Genomic DNA, 17,426 nt, shown 5'->3' with positions numbered 1-17,426 from the left:
GGGGATTGAACTTTCTGCTCCCCACTCTAGCAATGTTGATGCGTCACGCATGGGCGGCTACTGCAGCGCCGAGGTCAGCCGCATGACGTTGTCCACGTACCGGCGGAAGAAGCCGCGGGTGTTCCACTCCTCGAGGGTCAGCTCGTGGGAGACGCTGCGGTAGTTGGCGGCTAGCTGGTTGAGCTGGTCGATGAGGTCGCCGCGGGCTACCAGCATGGTGGACTCGTAGTTTAGCCCGAACGAGCGCATGTCCATGTTGGAGGAGCCGAACATGGCCAGCGGGTAGGTGGAGGTATTGGCCGGCTCGTCCGGGTCCGAGAGGGTGAACTTGGAGTGCAGGACGTAGGGCTCGGGGAACTGGTAGATGTAGACACCGGCTTCTAGCAGGGTCTGGTAGTAGGAGGACTGGGCGTGGTTGACCATGAACTGGTCGGCCTTGGCGGAGACGTAGAGCTCCACCCGCACGCCGCGGTAGCAGGCGGTGGTGACGGCCTCCATGAGGGACTCGTCTGGGACGAAATAGGGCGAGACCAACACCAGGCGCTCCTTGGCGTGGTGCACCACGGAGTTGAACATGCGCAGGTTCGGCTCCGTGGTATAGCCCGGACCGGAGGGGATGAGCTGCAAGAAGTTGGCGTCGGCGTCCCAGGCGTCGTCGTAGGGCAGCTCTTTGAGCCCCAGGGTCTCGTTGGATTCCAGGTACCAGTCCACGGCGAAGACGGCGGCCAGGGAGGTGACGACCGGGCCGGTCAGCTCGACCATGTAGTCGATCCAGGCGCGGTCCTCGGTCTTGTACTGGCGCTTGATCATGTTCAGCGAGCCCAGGAAGCCGGTGTGGCCGTCGATGACCACGATCTTGCGGTGGTTGCGCAGATCGGGCCGGCGGAAGCGGAATTTGTGCAGCTGGATGGGCAGCATGAGGCGCCAGTCGACGTCGATGGCGTTGAGCTTCTTGCCGAAGCTGAAATAGCCCGGGTACTTGATGCTGCCTATCTGGTCGAGTAGTAGCTTGACCTCCACCCCGCGCTGGCGGGCACGGGCCAGGGACTGATAGAAGACGTCGGTGGCCTCGTCCCAGGACTGGATGTAGATTTCGACGTAGACGTATTCCTCGGCGGCATCGATAGCGCGGGCAATCGCCCGGATGCACTCGGCGTAGTCCGCGTGCAGGCCCTGGTTGTGGCCGACCAGGCAGGGGAAACCGGTCAGCTCACGGTTGAGGTGGATGAGGGATTCAACCTCCGCGGGCAGGCGGTCCTCCGGGTGATCCGGGGTGGCGGCGGTGATGTCGTCTATCATCTCGTTCGCCTCTTGCTGGATGCGGTGGCGGCGCCGGTTGATATACGGCGAGCCCATCAGCAAAAACAGCGGCAGGCCCACGAAGGGCAGCAATAGGATGGCCAGCAGCCAGGCATTCGAGCTGGACGGGCGGCGGCCCTCTGGGACAATGCCGATGGCGACGGCCTTGATGGCGTAGTCCAGCGCCATGAAGAAGGCCTGCCAGAAGGTAAGATCAATGCTGAGGCTCATTAGCGCACCGCGTCGAAGTCCGGAAGGTCGTAGTCCGCCATCAGCAGCACGTGGTCGGAGGTGCCCTTCTCCGCGCGCTCGGCCATGTCGACCGCGGCGGAGCGCACCTTCTCGGCCAGCGGCTGCGAGGCCAGCTGGAAGTCGATGCGCATGCCCTCGCCCTTCTGGAAGCGCATGCCCTTGTAGTCGAAGTAGGTCCAGCGCTCCTCCCGCGTGAACTGGCGGGTGACCTCCTGCGTGCCGGCCTCCAGCAGCATCTGGAAGGCGGCGCGTTCCGGCTCGGTCACGTGGGTCTTGCCCCGGAAAACGGACAGGTCCCAGACGTCCTCGTCGCGCGGGGCGACGTTGAAGTCCCCGGTCAGCAGCAGCTTGCGGTGCGAGCGCTGCTCCACGTAGCGCGCCAACGCGTAGTAGAACTGCAGCTTGTAATCGTAGTGGCGATCGGTGATCTCGCGCCCGTTGGGGAAATACAGGCTCCAGATCTCCACGCCACGGATGACCACACCCAGCGCGCGGGCCTCCAGGGCCTGGTCCTTGTCCGGGTCTTTGGCGAAGCCGGGCTGTCCGGGGAAGCCCTCGTAGGTCTCCTCCGGGGCCTGCTTGCTGATAATGGCCACGCCGTTCCACTGGTTCAGGCCGTGCCGGGCCACGTGGTAGCCGGCGTCCTCGAAAACCTGGGTCGGGAATTTGTCATCAGCCACCTTGGTCTCTTGCAGGCACAACACGTCGATGTCGTGGGCGTCCAGCAGGGTCAGTGCGCGCTCGGCCCGCGTGCGGACGGAGTTGATGTTCCAGGTGGCTATGCGCATGATTTACAGGGTAGCGAACCGCCGCCGATGGTGCTCATCCAGGCCGCACTCGGCGGCGATAGCGCGGGCGGCGGCATCCGGGACCTCCAGGACCACCACTGCGCGGGTCGCGCCCTGGGCCCGGCCCCAGCGCAGCGTGTCGCGCAGCTCGGCCGCGCTGGCCGGGGCGGTGGGCACGACCACCCACACCGTGTCGTCGCCGGCAGTGCCCAGGGCGGCTAGCGCGGTGTCGGTGTCCTCGGTGCTGCCGTCGTCGGGCAGCTCGCCGACGTAGCAGACCAGCTCCGGGCCCACCGGGCGGGAGTGCGTCAGGCCGTTTTTGCCGATGCGCTCCGGCAGCAGCAGGCGCGGGCCCGCGTGGTCGAGGATCTCGGTGGCCGGCATGGGGGTAAAACCGGCCGAGGGGCCCAGCGGCACCGAGCCAGAGGCGCGCATCAGCCACTGCCCGTCCGCCGACCACCGCTGGTGGGCCTCCGTGTAGGCATTTGCGATGGCCCCCTCGACGTGGCGGATATCCGAGTTGCGAATGGTGCGCGGGGAGAGCTTCTTGATGATCTTCAGCTCCCCCGGGGCGATTTCCACCGCCTCCTTGTCAGAGGGGTATCCGCCCACCTGCTGCGGGCGGATGACCAGCGGGTCGAGGCTTTGCACGTGCCCGATGACGTCGCTTTTGACCCCGCTGGCGTATTCGCGCCGGGCCACGACCCGGTCGCCTACCTCCACCGCGTCGGAGCGAAACGCGAAGCCCACGGGCTAGTCCTCGTCGTCCGTGTGGCCGAAGGGGTCCTCGTCCACGCCCGGGGTCCAGGTCAGCCCGGCCACGTTCCAGCCCTCGCGCTTGATGGCCTTCTTGGCCGCGCGCTTGTAGCGCCCGATGAGGGTGTCGGTGTAGACGTAGCCGTCCAGGTGGCCGACCTCGTGCTGCAGGCAGCGGGCGAAGAATCCGTAGCCCTCGACGGTGATGTCGTTGCCGTTTTCGTCCTGGCCGGTCACCCGCGCCCAGTCGGCGCGGCCGGTGGGGAAGGACTCGCCCGGCACGGACAGGCAGCCCTCGTCGTCGGAGCCGTCGTCCGCCGGCATGGTCACGGGGATTTCGGAGGTCTCCAGTACCGGGTTGATGACGCAGCCGCGGCGCATCCGGCCGTCTTCCTTCTCCGTGCCGTCGGGCCCGTCGGTGTCCGGGCAGTGGTAGACGAACAGGCGCTTGTTGATGCCGATCTGGTTGGCGGCCAGCCCGACGCCGTGGGCGGCGTCCATGGTCTCGTGCATATCGCTAATGAGCTGCTGGAACTCCGGGCTGGAGATGTCTTCCGTGACTTTTTCGGTGGGGTGATGCAGCACGGGGTCGCCGTGGATCACGATGGGGCGAATACTCATGTTCTACAGTTTAAGCATGTCCGCGCAATCTGACCTACCCGACCTGTCCGGCCTATCCGAGCAGGACGTGGCCATTCTGGACTTCGAGGCGCACGCGCCGCGCGCCGTCGGCCGCAAGGAAGAGGCCATCCGCGCCCAGCTGGACCTCACGCCAGTGCGCTACCACCAACGCCTCAACGCGCTGCTGGACCTGCCGGCGGCGCAGCAATATGCGCCGGTGCTGGTGGGCCGCCTGCGGCGGGTGCGCGGCCAGCGCGAAGAAATCCGGCGCGCCGCGCAACAAAATGAAATTCCTGGGGTTTAAAGTAAGTTCTGTGACTAATGTGAATCAGGAGAAAAACGACGCCACCTCGACCAGCCTGCCCCTGCGCGGTTTCGCGATGGTGCTCATCGCCGTCGCCGTCGTGCTGGGCCTGTGGGCCCTCTACGCCCTGACCCAGGGCGGCGGGGACGAAGAATCCACCCCGGCCGCCGCCACCTCTTCCGCCCCTGCTGGCGGCGCGGAGGGCCCGACCACATCTGCGGCCGCGCCCAGCCAGCAGCTGGAGGCCGACGCCGAGCGCAGCAGCGACACCCCGTCGCCGGCCCCGGCCGAGGACGGCGCCCCGGCAGCGGAACAGCTGGAGCAGGCCAACCCGGCCCCGGCCGAGCAGTCGGCGCCGAAGAAGGTCAGCGTGCTGAATAACTCCATGACCCAGGGCCTAGCCGACCGCGTCTCCCAAGACCTGGAGGGCAAGGGCTACGAGCTGGGCGAGGTGGGCAACTTCCCCGAGGAAGTCCTGCCGGAGACCACCGTCTTCTTCCCTAAGGGCGACGCGGTCGCGGAGGCCGAGGCCCGCAAGATCGCCTCGGGGCTGGGCGGCATCGCCCGCGAGAACATCGACAGCCTGCCGGACAGGGCCACGGAAGGCCGCGGGCTGACCGTGGTGCTCACCGACGCCTAAATACGTGTAAAGATAGAATTAAAAGGCGCGGCAGCTAACGGATTCTAACGCCGAATAGATACGATTGACGCGTGAAGATCCCGGAAGAAAAATTCGCGCGCTCCGCCGAGCCCACCCTGGGCGTGGAGTGGGAGATAGCGCTGGTGGATCCAGACACGCGGGATTTCGTCCCGCGCGGCGCCGAGCTCATCGATCGAGTCCGTGCCGCGTCCCCGGACGTCCGCCTGGAAAAGGAATTCCTGCAAAACACCGTCGAGCTGGTCACGGGGATTACCCACACCGTGCCGGAGGCCATGGCGGATCTGGGTGGCACCCTGGACAAGGTCCGCACCGTGGCAGACGAGATGGGGGTCAAGCTGTGGTCCTCGGGAGGGCACCCGTTTTCCGACTTCCGCGAAAACCCGGTCTCGGAAAAGCAGGCCTACAGCGAAATTATCAACCGCGCCCAGTACTGGGGCCAGCAGATGCTGCTGTGGGGCACCCACGTCCACGTCGGGATCAGCCACGAGGACAAGGTCTGGCCGATCATCAACGCGCTGATGACCAAGTACCCGCACCTGCTGGCTATCTCCGCCTCCTCCCCGGGCTGGGAGGGGATTGATACCGGTTACGCCTCCAACCGGACCATGCTCTACCAGCAGCTCCCCACCGCCGGCATACCGTACCAGTTTTCCACCTGGTCCCAGTGGCAGGACTACATGCGGGATCAGGCGATCTCCGGGGTCATCAACCACACCGGCTCCATGCACTTCGACATCCGGCCGGCCTCTAAGTGGGGCACGGTCGAGGTGCGCGTCTCCGACGCCACGAGCAACCTGCGCGAACTTTCCGCCATCGTCGCCCTCACCCACTGCCTGGTCGTCCACTACGACCGCATGCTGGAGGCCGGGGAAGAGCTGCCCACCCTGCAGCCGTGGCACGTGGCTGAGAACAAGTGGCGCGGGGCGCGCTATGGCATGGACGCGCTGGTCATCACCTCGCGGGAGACGGACGAGCGCTGGGTCAAGGACGAGCTGGCCGACCTGATGGAGGAGCTAGCGGACCTAAGCCGCGAGCTGGGCTGCGCCGAAGAGCTGCAGCTTATCAGCGAGATCATCGACGGCGGCGCCGGCTACGAGCGCCAGCGCGCCATCTTCGAATCCACCGGCAGCTGGGTCGGCGCAGTCGACCTGGCCTGCCAGGAGATGGAGGACAAGCGCCCAGTGCGCTAGGCCGCGCGGTGCCGGCCGGTGACCACGGGCAGGTCCTGAGTGTCCGGACCTTCGTCGACTCGGGTGCGCGGGATGAGCCGGTAGATGACGTAGACCAGCATGAAGACGATGGGGGAGCAGGAAAAGACCAGCGCCGGCCAGGTGGCCTCCAGCCCGTCTAAGGTGCGGTAGGAAAACCAGGGGAAGCTGCGCTGCCCCACGAACGGGACGAGGACCAGGCAGAGCCCGGCGACGGAGATCAGCCCGACTACCTGCTCGCGGAGGACGGTGCCGCGCCACCTGCGGCCTAGAGTCTGGTTGATCCAAGCGAAAAAGCTGAGGCCCAAGGGCACCACCCAGACGAAGTGGTGGTACCAGCTAAACGGGGAGACCAGGCAGGAGCTCAAGCCTGTAAAGGCCAGTGCTAGCGTGTTGTTCCCGCTGCGGCTGGCCAGTGCTACCGCCGCACAGGTCAGCACGAAGACGGCCACGACAACGCCCAGCCAGACCGGCCCGCCGGCCACGCCGAAGGCGCGCTCCAGCACCGAGCGCAGCGCCTGCGCGCCCGGGTTGGTGTGCGCGCCCACGCGCGAGGACTCGAACATCGACTCCGTCCAAAAGCGCATGCCGTCGCCCACCACCGCTAGGCCCACGACCACGGTGGTCAGGAAGGTCAGCACGCAGATGACCGCGTGCCACCAGCGGCGCTGAATGACAAAAATCAGGCCCATATACGCCGGGGTGAGCTTCAGCCCGGCGGCCAGGCCGGTGCCGATGCCAGCCAGGCGGAACTTCCGCGGCAGGAAATCGAGCGCGACCAGAAACATCAGGAAAACGTTGATCTGGCCGTAGAAGGCTGTGCCGTGGATGGGCTCCAGGTTGACGGTGGTCAGGGTGAATATCAAGAACACGACAACCCCGAGCACCCCCAGGCGCAGGCCGCGCTCCCGCAGGGCCAGGGCGACGACGGCGAAAAGCGCCAGGAAGGTCACGCCGTGCCACAGCGCCATGGTTGCGTTGTCGCTTAGGGGTTCGAGGCCGGCGAAGACCACACCGGCGAACGGGGGATAGGTGAAGGGGAGATCAAAAATCAGCGGGCCGTCGTAGAGCGGCTGGCCCTGGGCGACCTCCGCTCCGCCCTTGAGGTAGATCGCCAAATCCAGGGGCATCCGCCAGACGAAGGCGGACTGTTCCCGCACCGGCGTGATCTGGTGCCAGGCCCACCAGGTAAGGGCCAGGAAAACCAGCCCGACGGTGGGCAGACCGTAGATTTTCTTCACAGCGGCGTGCCTGCTACTTCCGGCGCATGGATTTGCCTGCCGGTCGGTCGTTGCGTGTCATATCCTCTTCCTTTCCGTACAGACCCTCACGCCGGGCAATACGGGACATGCGCTGCGCGGTAACGGGACTGGTCATCATCGCAAAGAGTACCAGTAGGAAGAGCATGCCGAGGTCTCCGCGCTCCGCGACCCCGAAGGTCTCGGAGCCGGTCACCCTAATGAGGGCGCCCAGCATGGTCAGGATGAGCCCCACGGTCTGCGGCTTGGTCACGAAGTGAACGCGGGACATCGTGTCCTTGTAGCGCACCACGCCCACGGCCGCGGAGAAGACCAGCAGCGCGCCGCAGACGATGAGGATGAGCGAGACGATATCGGCGATGAGCGAATAAGTCACTGGTTATCCCTCTTCCTAAAGCGCGTGACCGAGACCGTGGAAATGAAGCCCAGCAGGGCCACGACCAGCATGGAGTTGACCACGGTGGTGTTCAGCGTCCAGCAGATATAAACCGCCATGGCGCACTGGAACATGGCGACAAAGCCGTCCATGCCGATCAGCCGGTCCATGGAGTTCGGGCCGACGATGATCCGCCAGGTGGTCATCAGGAATGCGGCCATGAACAGCACGGCGGCGCCCGCCAAGATGATGTTGTAGATTGTCGGGTCCATCTAGCGCACCTTCCTTTCAAAGATATCGATCATGTGCGCCTCCAGCTTGCGGATGTTGTCGATCTCGCGCGCGATGTCGGCGTCCGTGTCCGCGTCCAGCACGTGGGCGGTCAGCATGCGGTTGGCGATGTCGATATCCGTGATCGTGCCGCCCGGCTGCAGGTTGTAGAGCATCACCGCAAAGGATAGAACGAATTCACTCTCCACGCGCATGGGGACGTTCAGGATGGCGCTGCGCGGCGTCGGCTGGGGGCGCACGCCCAACCAACCGACCTTCAGCGAGGCCTGAAAGAGCTCCCCGGTCCAGGTGAAGGCGTACTTGATAAGCCTGCCCCAGGACACCGACAGGCCGTTGATGGGCATCGCCGGCAGCGGGAAAATCACCATGATGACGAGCCCGACGCCGATCCCGGCGACGATGTTGGCGATGGAGACCTCGCCCATGAGCAGCACCCACATGACGGTGATAGCCAGCAGGAAGCCCGGGCGGAAGCGGTAGCTGAGCCGGCGGGAAAAAGTGGGTTTGATGGGATGAGTCATTTACTCTTCCTCCTCCGACTCGTCAATGTCGTTCGGGCTCGTGGCAATCCCCGGCTCCGGCTCGGGCAGCGGATGCGTGCGCGACTCCAGGGAATCCTGGCCGCCGTGGTAGCGCTCGCGCTGGTCCAGGTGCCGGGTGGGGTTGTCCGCGTTGTCGCCCAGCAACGCGTACTGGTAGATCGAGGTGTCCTGCGCCGACTCGGCGGCGCGCGAGGTGATCCCGGAGATCGGGCCGGCCAGGAAGGTGATCGCCGTGGAGGCAGCCACCAGCAGCGCGGTGGAGCCGACCATGCCCAGCGGCAGCTTGCCGACGTCCTCGCGGTCGGAGTAGGCGACCTCGTCGGTGATATCGCCCAGCGGGGACGGGCGGGCCATGGCCACGTTGCCCTCCGGGGCATCGGCGCGGTCGCGCAAGAAGCCCTTGGACCAGACCAGCATCATCACGTAGAGGGTCAGCAGGGAGGTGAGCACGGCGCCGGCGATGAGCACCCAGGACAGCCAGGAGCCCTCGTTCGCGCCGGCCTGCAGCAGCAGGATCTTGCCCATGAAGCCGGAGAACGGCGGGATGCCGCCCAGGTTGACCGCCGGGATGAAGTACAGGATGGCGATCAGCGGGGCCGAGTAGATGAGCGAGCCCAGCCGGCGCAGCGAAGAGGTGCCGGCCTGGCGCTCAATGAGGCCGACCACCAGGAACAGGGAGGTCTGCACCAGGATGTGGTGGACGACGTAGAAGATCGCGCCGGACAGGCCCTGGGCGGTGCCGAGCGCCACGCCGAAGATCATGTAGCCGATGTGGCTGACCAGGGTAAAGGACAACAAACGCTTGATATCGCTTTGGGCGATAGCGCCCAGAATGCCCAGCACCATGGTGGCCAGGGCCACCCACATCAGCAGCGTGTCCAGGCGCCCGTCGGTAAAGACCGTGGTGCGCATGCGGATAATCGCGTAGACGCCGACCTTGGTCAGAAGGCCCGCGAAGACCGCGGTCACCAGCGACGGGGCGGTGGGGTAGGAGTCCGGCAGCCAGGCGTCCAACGGGACGATGGCGGCCTTAATCGCAAAGGCGATAAGCAGCACGCCGTAGATGGCGGTCTGTGTGCCGGCTGGGATGTCCTCCATGCGCATGCCGATCTGTGCCAGGTTGACCGTGCCCACGGAGGCGTAGACCATGCCGATGCCGAAGAGGAAGATCATCGACGAGGCCATGGAGACCATCACGTAGCCCACGCCGGCGCGCACGCGGCCGGGCGAGGCGCCCAGGGTCAGCAGCACGTAGGAGGCCACCAGGAAGATCTCGAAGCCGACGTAGAGGTTGAACAGGTCGCCGGCCAGGAAGGAGACGTTCACGCCCATGGTCAGCAACATATAGGTCGGCAGGAAGACCGCCACCGGCTCGTCCTTGGAGCCGTCGCGAACGCCCTGGGAGATGGCGTACCACATCACGCTAAAGAGCACGATGGAGGAGGTAAACAGCATCACCGAGGCCAGCCGGTCGGCGGCCAGCGTGATGCCCACGGGTGCGTCCCAGCCGCCAATCTGGACGGTCTGGATGCCCTCCGCATCGGCGACGATGATGAGCACCGCGTTCACCGCGGCCGTAACCAGCAGGGAGAAGAACGCGATCTGGCGCTGGATGCCCGGCTTCTTGGCGAACATCATCGCGGCCGCGGCGGCCAGGGCTGGGATCAGGATGGGCAGCGGAATGATGTAGCCCATGTTCGGCAGGGCCCAGTCGACGATGGGCTGGAAAGTCTCACTCATCCTTGGCCCCCTTCACGGGCTCCTCGAAGAACTTCGGGCCGAATTGGTCGCCGTGCTTGGTGGCGCGGCCGGTGGTCGGGTCGTCGGAGGCGTCGTGGTCCGGCGCGGCCGCCGCGTTGCCCGGGCGGGCGGCGATCTTGGCGATGGCGGCATCCTCCGCGTCGTCCTCAATGACGTCGGCGGTGCGATAGCGGTACTGGCGGTAGGCCAGGGTGAGGATGAAGGCCGTCATGGCCATGGAAATCACGATGGCGGTCAGGATCATCGCCTGCGCCAGCGGGTCGGCGATCTTCTCACCGTACTGGGCGGTTTCCCGGCCCATCACCGGCGGGGAGCCGGCCGAACCACCGGCCTGCAGGATGAGCAGGTTGGCGCCGTTGCCGATGAGTAGCAGGCCCAGCATCATCTTGGTCATGGCGCGGTCGAGCAGGAGGTAGACGCCGGCGGAGATCAGCACGCCTGTGGCGAGCAGCAAGAACAGGTTCGCTTCCATTTATTTCTCCTTTCCGGTGGATCGGTTGGTGATGTCGTTGGCGGTGGACTGGTGGTGCGCTACCGCCTTGGCCGGCTGGGCGCGGGCCGCCGCGGCCTTCTTGTTTTTTGCGTTTTCGCGTTGGCGCTGGCGGCGGGCCAGCGAGCGGGCCCGGTCGCGGGCGCGCTGCTTACGGACCTCTTCCTCCTCGTCGAGCTTGCCGCCCAGGGAGAAGAGGATAAACAGGATGAGTCCGATGACGATCAGGTAGACGCCCACGTCGAAGACCAGCGCAGAGGGGAAGGACACGCTGCCGATGAGCGGGATGTCCAGGGAGCCGTAGGCCGAGGCCAGCGGCGGGCGGCCGAAGAACATCGGCACAATCGCTGCGGCCAGGGAGGCGAACAGGCCCGCGGCCATGAGCCGACTCGGATCGACCGGGAGGGCCTCCTCCAACTCCTCGCGGCCGCCGGCTAGGTAGCGCAGTGTCAGCGCCAGCGCGGCGACCAGGCCGCCGGCAAAGCCGCCGCCCGGGGCGTTGTGCCCAGCGAAGAAGAAGTAGAAGCTCAGCGCCATCATCAGCGGGAAGAGGACGCGGGTGGACACGTCGATCATGAGCGAGCGGTTCAGGGCCTGCTCGGTCTCGACCTCCGCGGCCAGCCAGCGGCGGCCGGTCACCCGCAGCGTCGGGCGGCGGGAGTCGCGCTCGAAGGATTGCGTGCGGAAAATCAGGGAGGCCACGCCGATGGCGGCGATGACCAGCACGGTGATTTCGCCCATGGTGTCCCAGGCGCGCATGTCGACCAGGAGGACGTTGACGGCGTTCGCGCCGTGGCCGGTCTCCTTGGCCAGCTCCGGCATGGGCTCCGAGATGGGGTCTGCGGTGCGGGAGTTGATGGCGAACATGCCCACGATGGTCACGGTCAGGCCCACGCCCACCGACAGCCAGGCCCGCAGCCGGTTGAGCTGGGGTCCCTGGCGCCACTCGACGCTGGCCGGCATCTTGCGCAGCACCAGCATGAACAGCACCACGATGAGGGTTTCGACCAGCAGCTGGGTCAGGCCCAGGTCCGGCGCGCCCTGCAGCGCGAAGACGGCGGAGAGCCCGTAGCCGGACACGCCGACGATCAGCACGGCCGACAGGCGGTTGTGCGTGACGGTCGCCGCGATGGCCGCGACGATCATGATGATGGCGGCGATGGCCTGCCAGGGGCTTTCCGCCACGACCATGCGCACGTCGTTGAGGCCGCCGGAGACGATCGCGGCGGCCGGCAGCAGCATGAGGCAGGCGAAGATGATGGTCAGGTTCATCTGCAGGGAGCCGCGGTGGGTGAAGGCGGTGGTGCGCAGCGACAGGTTGCGGATGCCGTCGATGGTGGCATCGTAAGCCACGTCGGCCGAGCCCAGGGCCGGGTGCTCCAGCTGGGCCTTGGCCACCACGCCGCGTTGCCAGTGCATGGCGACCCCGCAAACGATAATCAGCGCGGAGATGGCCAGCGGCAGGTTGAAGCCGTGCCACAGCGCCAGGTAGGTCGCCTCCGGATCCGCGCCGTAGACGTTGTCCAGGTGCTGGTTGATGAGATCCGACAGCGGGCGCGGGAAGACGCCGAAGGCCACCGTGCAGGCGGTCAGCGCGGTCGGCGGGAACCAGAGCATGGGCCCGATGGCGTGCATGTTCTCCACCGCCTCGGAGGTGCCGCCGCCCGTTGGGTGGGTGGCCGGCTTGGTGGCGAAAGCGCCCCAGAGGAAGCGCAGCGCATAGGCCATAGTCAGGATGGAGCCTAGCACCACGCCGACCAGCAGCATGTTGCGCGGCATGCCGACCAAAAGCTGCTCGTGCATGACGGACTCGATGACCGCCTCCTTGGTCACGAACCCCAACAGCAGCGGGATGCCGGCCATCGACAGCGCGGAGACGATCGCCAGGCCGTAGACCACCGGGTGGCGGCGGCCTAGGCCGGACAGCTCGTTGATGTCGCGGGTGCCAGCGGTGTGGTCGATGGCGCCGACCACCATGAACAGCGGGGCCTTAAACAGCGAGTGGGCAAACGTCAGCGCCAGGCCGGCCAGCATGGCCTCCCTAGAGCCGATGGACACCACGGCGGTGATAAAGCCCAGCTGGGAGACCGTGCCGTAGGCCAGGATGAGCTTGAGGTCTTTCTGCTTCAGCGCCATCCAGCCGCCCAGCAGCATGGTGATAACGCCCAGCGGGATGATGACCAGGTGCCAGGTGTCTACCACCTGCAGGTCCGGGGCCAGACGGGCGACCAGGTAGATGCCGGCCTTGACCATGGCCGCGGAGTGCAGGTAGGCCGAGACCGGCGTCGGCGCGGCCATAGCGCCCGGCAGCCAGAAGTGCGCCGGGGCGATGGCGGACTTGGTCAGCGCGCCGAAGAGAATCAGCACGATGGCCGCGGTGATGTACGGGGTCAGCTCGATCTGCTCCAGCCCGGAGATCTCCGAGAAATGCCAGATGCCCGTCTGGCGGCCGAAGAGGATGATGCCGACCAGCATGGCCAGCCCTCCCAGCACGGTGACCATGAGTGCTTGTTGGGCGGCGCGGCGGGAGGAAGCGCGTTCACCGTAGTAGGAGACCAGCAGGAACGACAAAAGGGAGGTGATTTCCCAGAAGACGTACATCAGCAGCATGGAGTCGGAGGACACCAAGCCGAACATGGCGGTGGCGAAGGCGACCATCTGCGCGCCGAACATGGACAAGCGCCGGGGAGTTTGGTCGAAATAACCCCAGCAGTAGACCAGGACCAGCGCGCCTACGCCCAGCACGATCAGGCTGAACAACCCGGCCAGGGAGTCCAGGCGCAGGTCGAAGGCCAGGTGTGCCGCTGGCATCCATTCGACGGAGACGTCGACGGATCCGCCGTTATTAAACGTACCGTTAGCAAAGAGGCTGAGCACCCACACGAAGCCGGCGCCGGGGGCTAGGGCGAGCAAACCGAACGCGGGTCTACCCAGATAGTGGATCAGGATAGGCGCACTGATCGAGGCGATTAGCAGTGAGCAAAGCAGAATCAGCACGGTAAGACGAGTGCTCCCTAGGTGTAAGTCGCGGATAGGACAAGGTGCCGCTAGGGAAGAGTCCATGTCGACGCACAACGGTGCTGCCCCAGCGGCAGTCTGCACTCATTCGCCGCGCTTAAGGATGGCGGCGGAACCGATCTGATTTTCACTGAGAAACACAAGCGACACCACCAGGCGGGAGCGTCCAGCGTTGAGGCGGCGTCATGAATGGCGCGGCCAACGTTTCCCCACTTTACCGTTAAAGTGCTGGTTTTTAAACCTAAATTTTTCCACTCAGTATTATATGGGGTCAGTTGGCGGCGCCCGTTGGGTTTATTTACCGTAGCGCAGGAGGAACAGCGCCTCGGCGGTGGCGATGCGCTCGATTTCCGTCGGATCCACGGACTCGTTAGCGGAGTGGATGGCCGCCTGCGGATCCTCGACCCCGTACAGCGCGATCTCCGCGTTCGGGTGGGCCTCCTGCAGCTCCACGGTCAGCGGGATGGAACCGCCCATGCCGACCTGGGCGACTTCCGCGCCGTAGGCGGCCCCCAGGCACTCGCCCAGGGTGGCCAGGGCTGGCTTGGTCGGATCGGTGGTAAACCCGCGGTTGACCTCCGGGACCTCGCAGCTTACGTGCGCGCCCCACGGGGTGTGGGCCTTAAGGTGGCTGACGATGCCGTCGATGAACTCGCGCGGGTCCATATCGGCCGGCACTCGCACGTTCAGGTTGGCCTGCGCGGTGGCGGGCACGGCGTTGACCGCCTCGGCGACCGGGGTGGAGGTAAAGCCGGTCACGCTCACCGCCGGGCGGGCCCAGAGGAAGTCGGCCACGGCGTCGGTCTCATCGCCCAGGATGTCCACTCCGTCCAGCAGCTGCGCGTCTGCACGGTAGTCCTTGCGGGAGTACTCCCGGCCCTCCCACTTGGCGCGGGTGTCGACGCCGTCGATGACCAGGCGGCCCTGGTCGTCGCTGAGCGAGTCAATGGCGCGCATCAGGGCCTTGACCGCGTCCGGGGCGGCGCCGCCGAACTGGCCGGAGTGTACCGGGGAAGACAGCGTGTCCACGCGGACCACGATCTGGCCACCGCCGCGCAGGGAGGTCGTCAGCGTCGGCTGGCCGACCTTCACGTTTCCGGCGTCGGCGATCATGATGGCGTCGGCGGCAAAAAGCTCCGGGCGGGTCTCGATGAGGTGGGACAGGCCCTCGCCGCCCTGTTCCTCGGAGCCCTCGATGAGGAATTTCAGGTTCAGATCGGTCCCGCCTAGGGCCTCGACGGCGCGCAGGGCCGCCAGGTGCATGGCGACGTTGCCCTTGCAGTCCGCGGCGCCGCGGCCGTACCAGCGGCCGTCGCGCTCGGTCAGGGTGAAAGGATCAGAGTCCCAGGCGGCGGGGTCGCCGGCCGGCACGACGTCGGAGTGGGAGTAGAGCAGTACCGTCGGCGCGCCCTCCTTGCCGGCGCGGGTGCCCACCACGGCGGTGGAGCCGTCCACTGCGGCAATCTCTTCCACCTCGGCGCCCAGCTCGCGCAGGGCGTTGGCGGCCCACGCGGCGGCCTTTTCGGTCTGGTCTTGAAGCTCCGGAGCCCCATGGACGGAGTTGAAGCCGACTAGCTCGGAAAGCTGCTTAAAAATCTGCTCGCGGTCGCCGGTGACGAATTCGAGTGCTTGCTGTGCGGAAATGTTTTCGGTCATGCCCTCTAAACTACCCGTCCCGCCTACTGGGAGGCTCGTTTAGGGAATCAACCTGTCAAGTATTAGAATTTCGTTAACTCGCAACCAGGAAACTACCTACTAGGAAACCTTTTCGGCAGTACGCCTTCCGGACGCGGGCGAAAAACCTCCATTCTAGCTAGAAAGGACCTGGCATGGCGACAACGGAAACCGCCGCCGGTTCACAGACGAGCCTGCGGGAGCTTACCCTCCGCGGCATCATCATCGGCGGGCTTATTACCCTAGTTTTTACCGCCGCTAACGTTTACCTCGGCCTGAAGGTGGGGCTGACCTTTGCCACCTCCATCCCGGCAGCCGTGATTTCCATGGCTATCCTGCGGAAGTTCGCCGGGCACAATATTAAAGAAAACAACATCGTCCAGACCATTGCCTCGGCAGCCGGCACCCTGTCGGCCATCATCTTCGTGCTGCCCGGCCTGGTCATGGTCGGCTACTGGACTGGTTTTTCCTTCCTGGAGACCACCGCGGTCTGTGCCATCGGCGGCATCCTGGGCGTGATGTACTCCATCCCGCTGCGCCGCGCCCTGGTCACCGGCTCCGACCTTCCGTATCCGGAGGGCGTCGCCGCGGCTGAGGTGCTCAAGGTCGGCGACGACAACGGCAACCACGTCGAGAACGCCCGCGGCCTGCGCGTCATCCTGGTCGGCGGCCTAGTCTCTGCGGGGATGAGCCTGCTGGCGGCCATGAAGGCTGCTGCTTCCTCGCTGGGCAGCTATTTCAAGCTGGGCGCGGGCGCGACCACCCTGGGCATGAGCCTCTCGCCGGCGCTTATCGGCGTCGGCCACCTGGTCGGCCTGCCCGTGGGCATCGCCATGCTGGTCGGCGTCGGCATCTCCTATTTCATCCTGTTGCCCTGGAAGACCGGGGATATAACGGCCGTGGCCAGCCTGCCGGACGTGGTGGACACCGTCTTCTCGGACGAGATCCGCTTCATCGGTGTGGGCGCGATGGCGATTGCCGCCATCTGGACGCTGCTGAAGATCATCGGGCCCATCGTCAAGGGCATCGGCGAAAGCCTCACCTCCTCGCGCCTGCGCAAGGCGGGCCAGGCCGTCGACGTTACCGAGCGCGACATCCCCTTCCCGTACGTGGTCACCACCATCGTGCTGCTGATGCTGCCCATTGGGCTGCTGCTGTGGGACTTCGTGCAGGGCACCGACATCCACGAGCACATGGGCGTGCTGATTACCGTCTCCGTGCTCTTTACGCTGCTGGCCGGCCTGATCATCGCCTCGGTCTGCGGCTACATGGCCGGCCTTATCGGCGCGTCTAACTCGCCGATCTCCTCCATCGGCATCATCGCGGTGCTGGCCGCCTCTCTGATCATCGCCGCCGTGACCCGCGGCACGAGCGCCGATCCGCTCTCCCTGGTGGCGTATACCCTGTTCACTGCCGCGATCGTCTTCGGTATCGCCACGATTTCCAACGACAACCTGCAGGATCTCAAGACCGGCCAGCTGGTCGGCGCGACCCCGTGGAAGCAGCAGGTCGCCCTGGTCATCGGCGTCGTCTTCGGCTCCCTGGTCATCCCACCTATCCTGCAGGTCATGCTGACCGGCTTCGGCTTCCAGGGCATGGAGGGCGCCGGCGAAGACGCGCTTGCCGCCCCGCAGGCCGCCCTGATGTCCTCGGTCGCCTCCGGTATTTTCGACAGCTCCCTAGACTGGAACCTCATTTTCCTAGGAGCCGGAATCGGCGCCATCCTGATCGTTATCGATGAGACCCTGCAGCGCACCACCGCGAACAAGTCCCTGTCGCCGCTGGCCGCCGGCATGGGCATGTACCTGCCGGCCACGCTCTCGGTGACCATCCCGATCGGCGCCCTGCTGGGCTATTTCTACAACCGCTGGGCCGCCAAGCAGGACAGCGCGGAGGCCAAGAAGCGGCTGGGCACCCTGGCCGCCACCGGCCTCATCGTCGGCGAGTCCCTGTTCGGCGTGGTCAACGCGCCCATCATCGCAGCCTCCGGCGGCGACAGCCCGCTGGAGATCTTCGCCGGCGGCCCCGCCGCCAACTGGGTCGGCGCCATCCTCTTCGTGGTCGTGCTCGCCTTCGTCTACTGCTACACCGCGAAGAAATCGCAGGAAGCCTAAGGCACTCAGAAA

At 65.9% G+C, this 17,426-nt stretch carries 16 protein-coding genes; 4 read left to right on the top strand and 12 right to left on the bottom strand.

Annotated features, from left to right (window positions below):
• Positions 1-57 precede the first annotated feature (57 nt).
• From QQS52_RS03425 to QQS52_RS03410, 4 genes are read right to left on the bottom strand one after another with little or no spacing between them, the layout of a single operon-like run.
• Complete coding sequence (locus QQS52_RS03425; RefSeq protein ID WP_472772581.1) at positions 58-1,530, bottom strand: phospholipase D-like domain-containing protein; 1,473 nt, start codon at positions 1,528-1,530, stop codon at positions 58-60.
• Positions 1,530-2,339: an exodeoxyribonuclease III gene (locus tag QQS52_RS03420; RefSeq protein WP_472772580.1), complete on the bottom strand. Its 810-nt coding sequence runs from the start codon at positions 2,337-2,339 to the stop codon at positions 1,530-1,532. The genes QQS52_RS03425 and QQS52_RS03420 overlap by 1 nt, the downstream gene beginning before the upstream one ends.
• Positions 2,340-2,342: 3 nt before the next feature.
• A complete protein-coding gene (locus QQS52_RS03415; RefSeq protein WP_472772579.1) occupies positions 2,343-3,089 on the bottom strand; it encodes a GNAT family N-acetyltransferase, cg3035/Rv0428c family in 747 nt (248 codons plus the stop codon).
• A gap of 3 nt (positions 3,090-3,092) precedes the next feature.
• Positions 3,093-3,716, bottom strand: a complete 624-nt coding sequence (locus QQS52_RS03410) for a peptide deformylase (protein ID WP_472772578.1) — start codon at positions 3,714-3,716, stop codon at positions 3,093-3,095.
• Between QQS52_RS03410 and QQS52_RS03405 the strand changes: the two genes are divergently transcribed.
• From QQS52_RS03405 to QQS52_RS03395, 3 genes are all read left to right on the top strand, one after another.
• The gene (locus QQS52_RS03405) at positions 3,715-4,020 is read left to right on the top strand and encodes a DUF3263 domain-containing protein (protein ID WP_472772577.1); all 306 of its coding nucleotides are present in this window, start codon (positions 3,715-3,717) and stop codon (positions 4,018-4,020) included. The two genes, QQS52_RS03410 and QQS52_RS03405, sit on opposite strands and share 2 nt — an antisense overlap.
• A 10-nt stretch (positions 4,021-4,030) precedes the next feature.
• Positions 4,031-4,660: a LytR C-terminal domain-containing protein gene (locus QQS52_RS03400; RefSeq protein ID WP_472772576.1), complete on the top strand. Its 630-nt coding sequence runs from the start codon at positions 4,031-4,033 to the stop codon at positions 4,658-4,660.
• A 71-nt stretch (positions 4,661-4,731) separates the two neighbouring features.
• On the top strand, positions 4,732-5,871 hold the full coding sequence (locus QQS52_RS03395; RefSeq protein ID WP_472772575.1) for a glutamate--cysteine ligase: 1,140 nt from the start codon (positions 4,732-4,734) through the stop codon (positions 5,869-5,871).
• Here the strand turns inward: QQS52_RS03395 and QQS52_RS03390 are convergent.
• The 8 genes from QQS52_RS03390 to QQS52_RS03355 form a co-directional block, all read right to left on the bottom strand.
• Entirely contained in the window at positions 5,868-7,130 is a 1,263-nt protein-coding gene (locus tag QQS52_RS03390) for a glycosyltransferase 87 family protein (protein ID WP_472772574.1), read from the bottom strand. The genes QQS52_RS03395 and QQS52_RS03390 overlap by 4 nt on opposite strands.
• 13 nt (positions 7,131-7,143) lie before the next feature.
• The gene (locus tag QQS52_RS03385; RefSeq protein WP_472772573.1) at positions 7,144-7,524 is read right to left on the bottom strand and encodes a monovalent cation/H(+) antiporter subunit G; all 381 of its coding nucleotides are present in this window, start codon (positions 7,522-7,524) and stop codon (positions 7,144-7,146) included.
• The gene (locus tag QQS52_RS03380; protein ID WP_296203287.1) at positions 7,521-7,796 is read right to left on the bottom strand and encodes a monovalent cation/H+ antiporter complex subunit F; all 276 of its coding nucleotides are present in this window, start codon (positions 7,794-7,796) and stop codon (positions 7,521-7,523) included. Before QQS52_RS03380 ends, QQS52_RS03385 begins: the two co-directional genes overlap by 4 nt.
• Positions 7,797-8,336, bottom strand: a complete 540-nt coding sequence (locus QQS52_RS03375) for a Na+/H+ antiporter subunit E (RefSeq protein ID WP_472772572.1) — start codon at positions 8,334-8,336, stop codon at positions 7,797-7,799. It abuts the gene before it with no gap.
• Positions 8,337-10,097: a Na+/H+ antiporter subunit D gene (locus QQS52_RS03370; protein WP_472772571.1), complete on the bottom strand. Its 1,761-nt coding sequence runs from the start codon at positions 10,095-10,097 to the stop codon at positions 8,337-8,339.
• Entirely contained in the window at positions 10,090-10,590 is a 501-nt protein-coding gene (locus tag QQS52_RS03365; RefSeq protein ID WP_070768686.1) for a Na(+)/H(+) antiporter subunit C, read from the bottom strand. Before QQS52_RS03365 ends, QQS52_RS03370 begins: the two co-directional genes overlap by 8 nt.
• Positions 10,591-13,605 carry a Na+/H+ antiporter subunit A gene (locus QQS52_RS03360; protein ID WP_472772570.1) on the bottom strand — a complete coding sequence of 1,005 codons (3,015 nt, stop codon included), beginning with the start codon at positions 13,603-13,605 and terminating at the stop codon, positions 10,591-10,593.
• 315 nt (positions 13,606-13,920) lie between these two features.
• The gene (locus QQS52_RS03355) at positions 13,921-15,282 is read right to left on the bottom strand and encodes a M20/M25/M40 family metallo-hydrolase (RefSeq protein ID WP_472772569.1); all 1,362 of its coding nucleotides are present in this window, start codon (positions 15,280-15,282) and stop codon (positions 13,921-13,923) included.
• 173 nt (positions 15,283-15,455) lie between these two features.
• On the opposite strand from QQS52_RS03355, the gene QQS52_RS03350 reads away from it, so the two are divergent.
• Positions 15,456-17,414 carry an OPT family oligopeptide transporter gene (locus QQS52_RS03350; protein WP_472772568.1) on the top strand — a complete coding sequence of 653 codons (1,959 nt, stop codon included), beginning with the start codon at positions 15,456-15,458 and terminating at the stop codon, positions 17,412-17,414.
• The last annotated feature ends 12 nt before the right edge of the window (positions 17,415-17,426 follow it).

The organism is Corynebacterium sp. 1103A (assembly GCF_055700955.1).
Note: the sequence above shows the minus strand (reverse complement) of the source record. Positions and strands in the feature narration are given on the sequence as shown.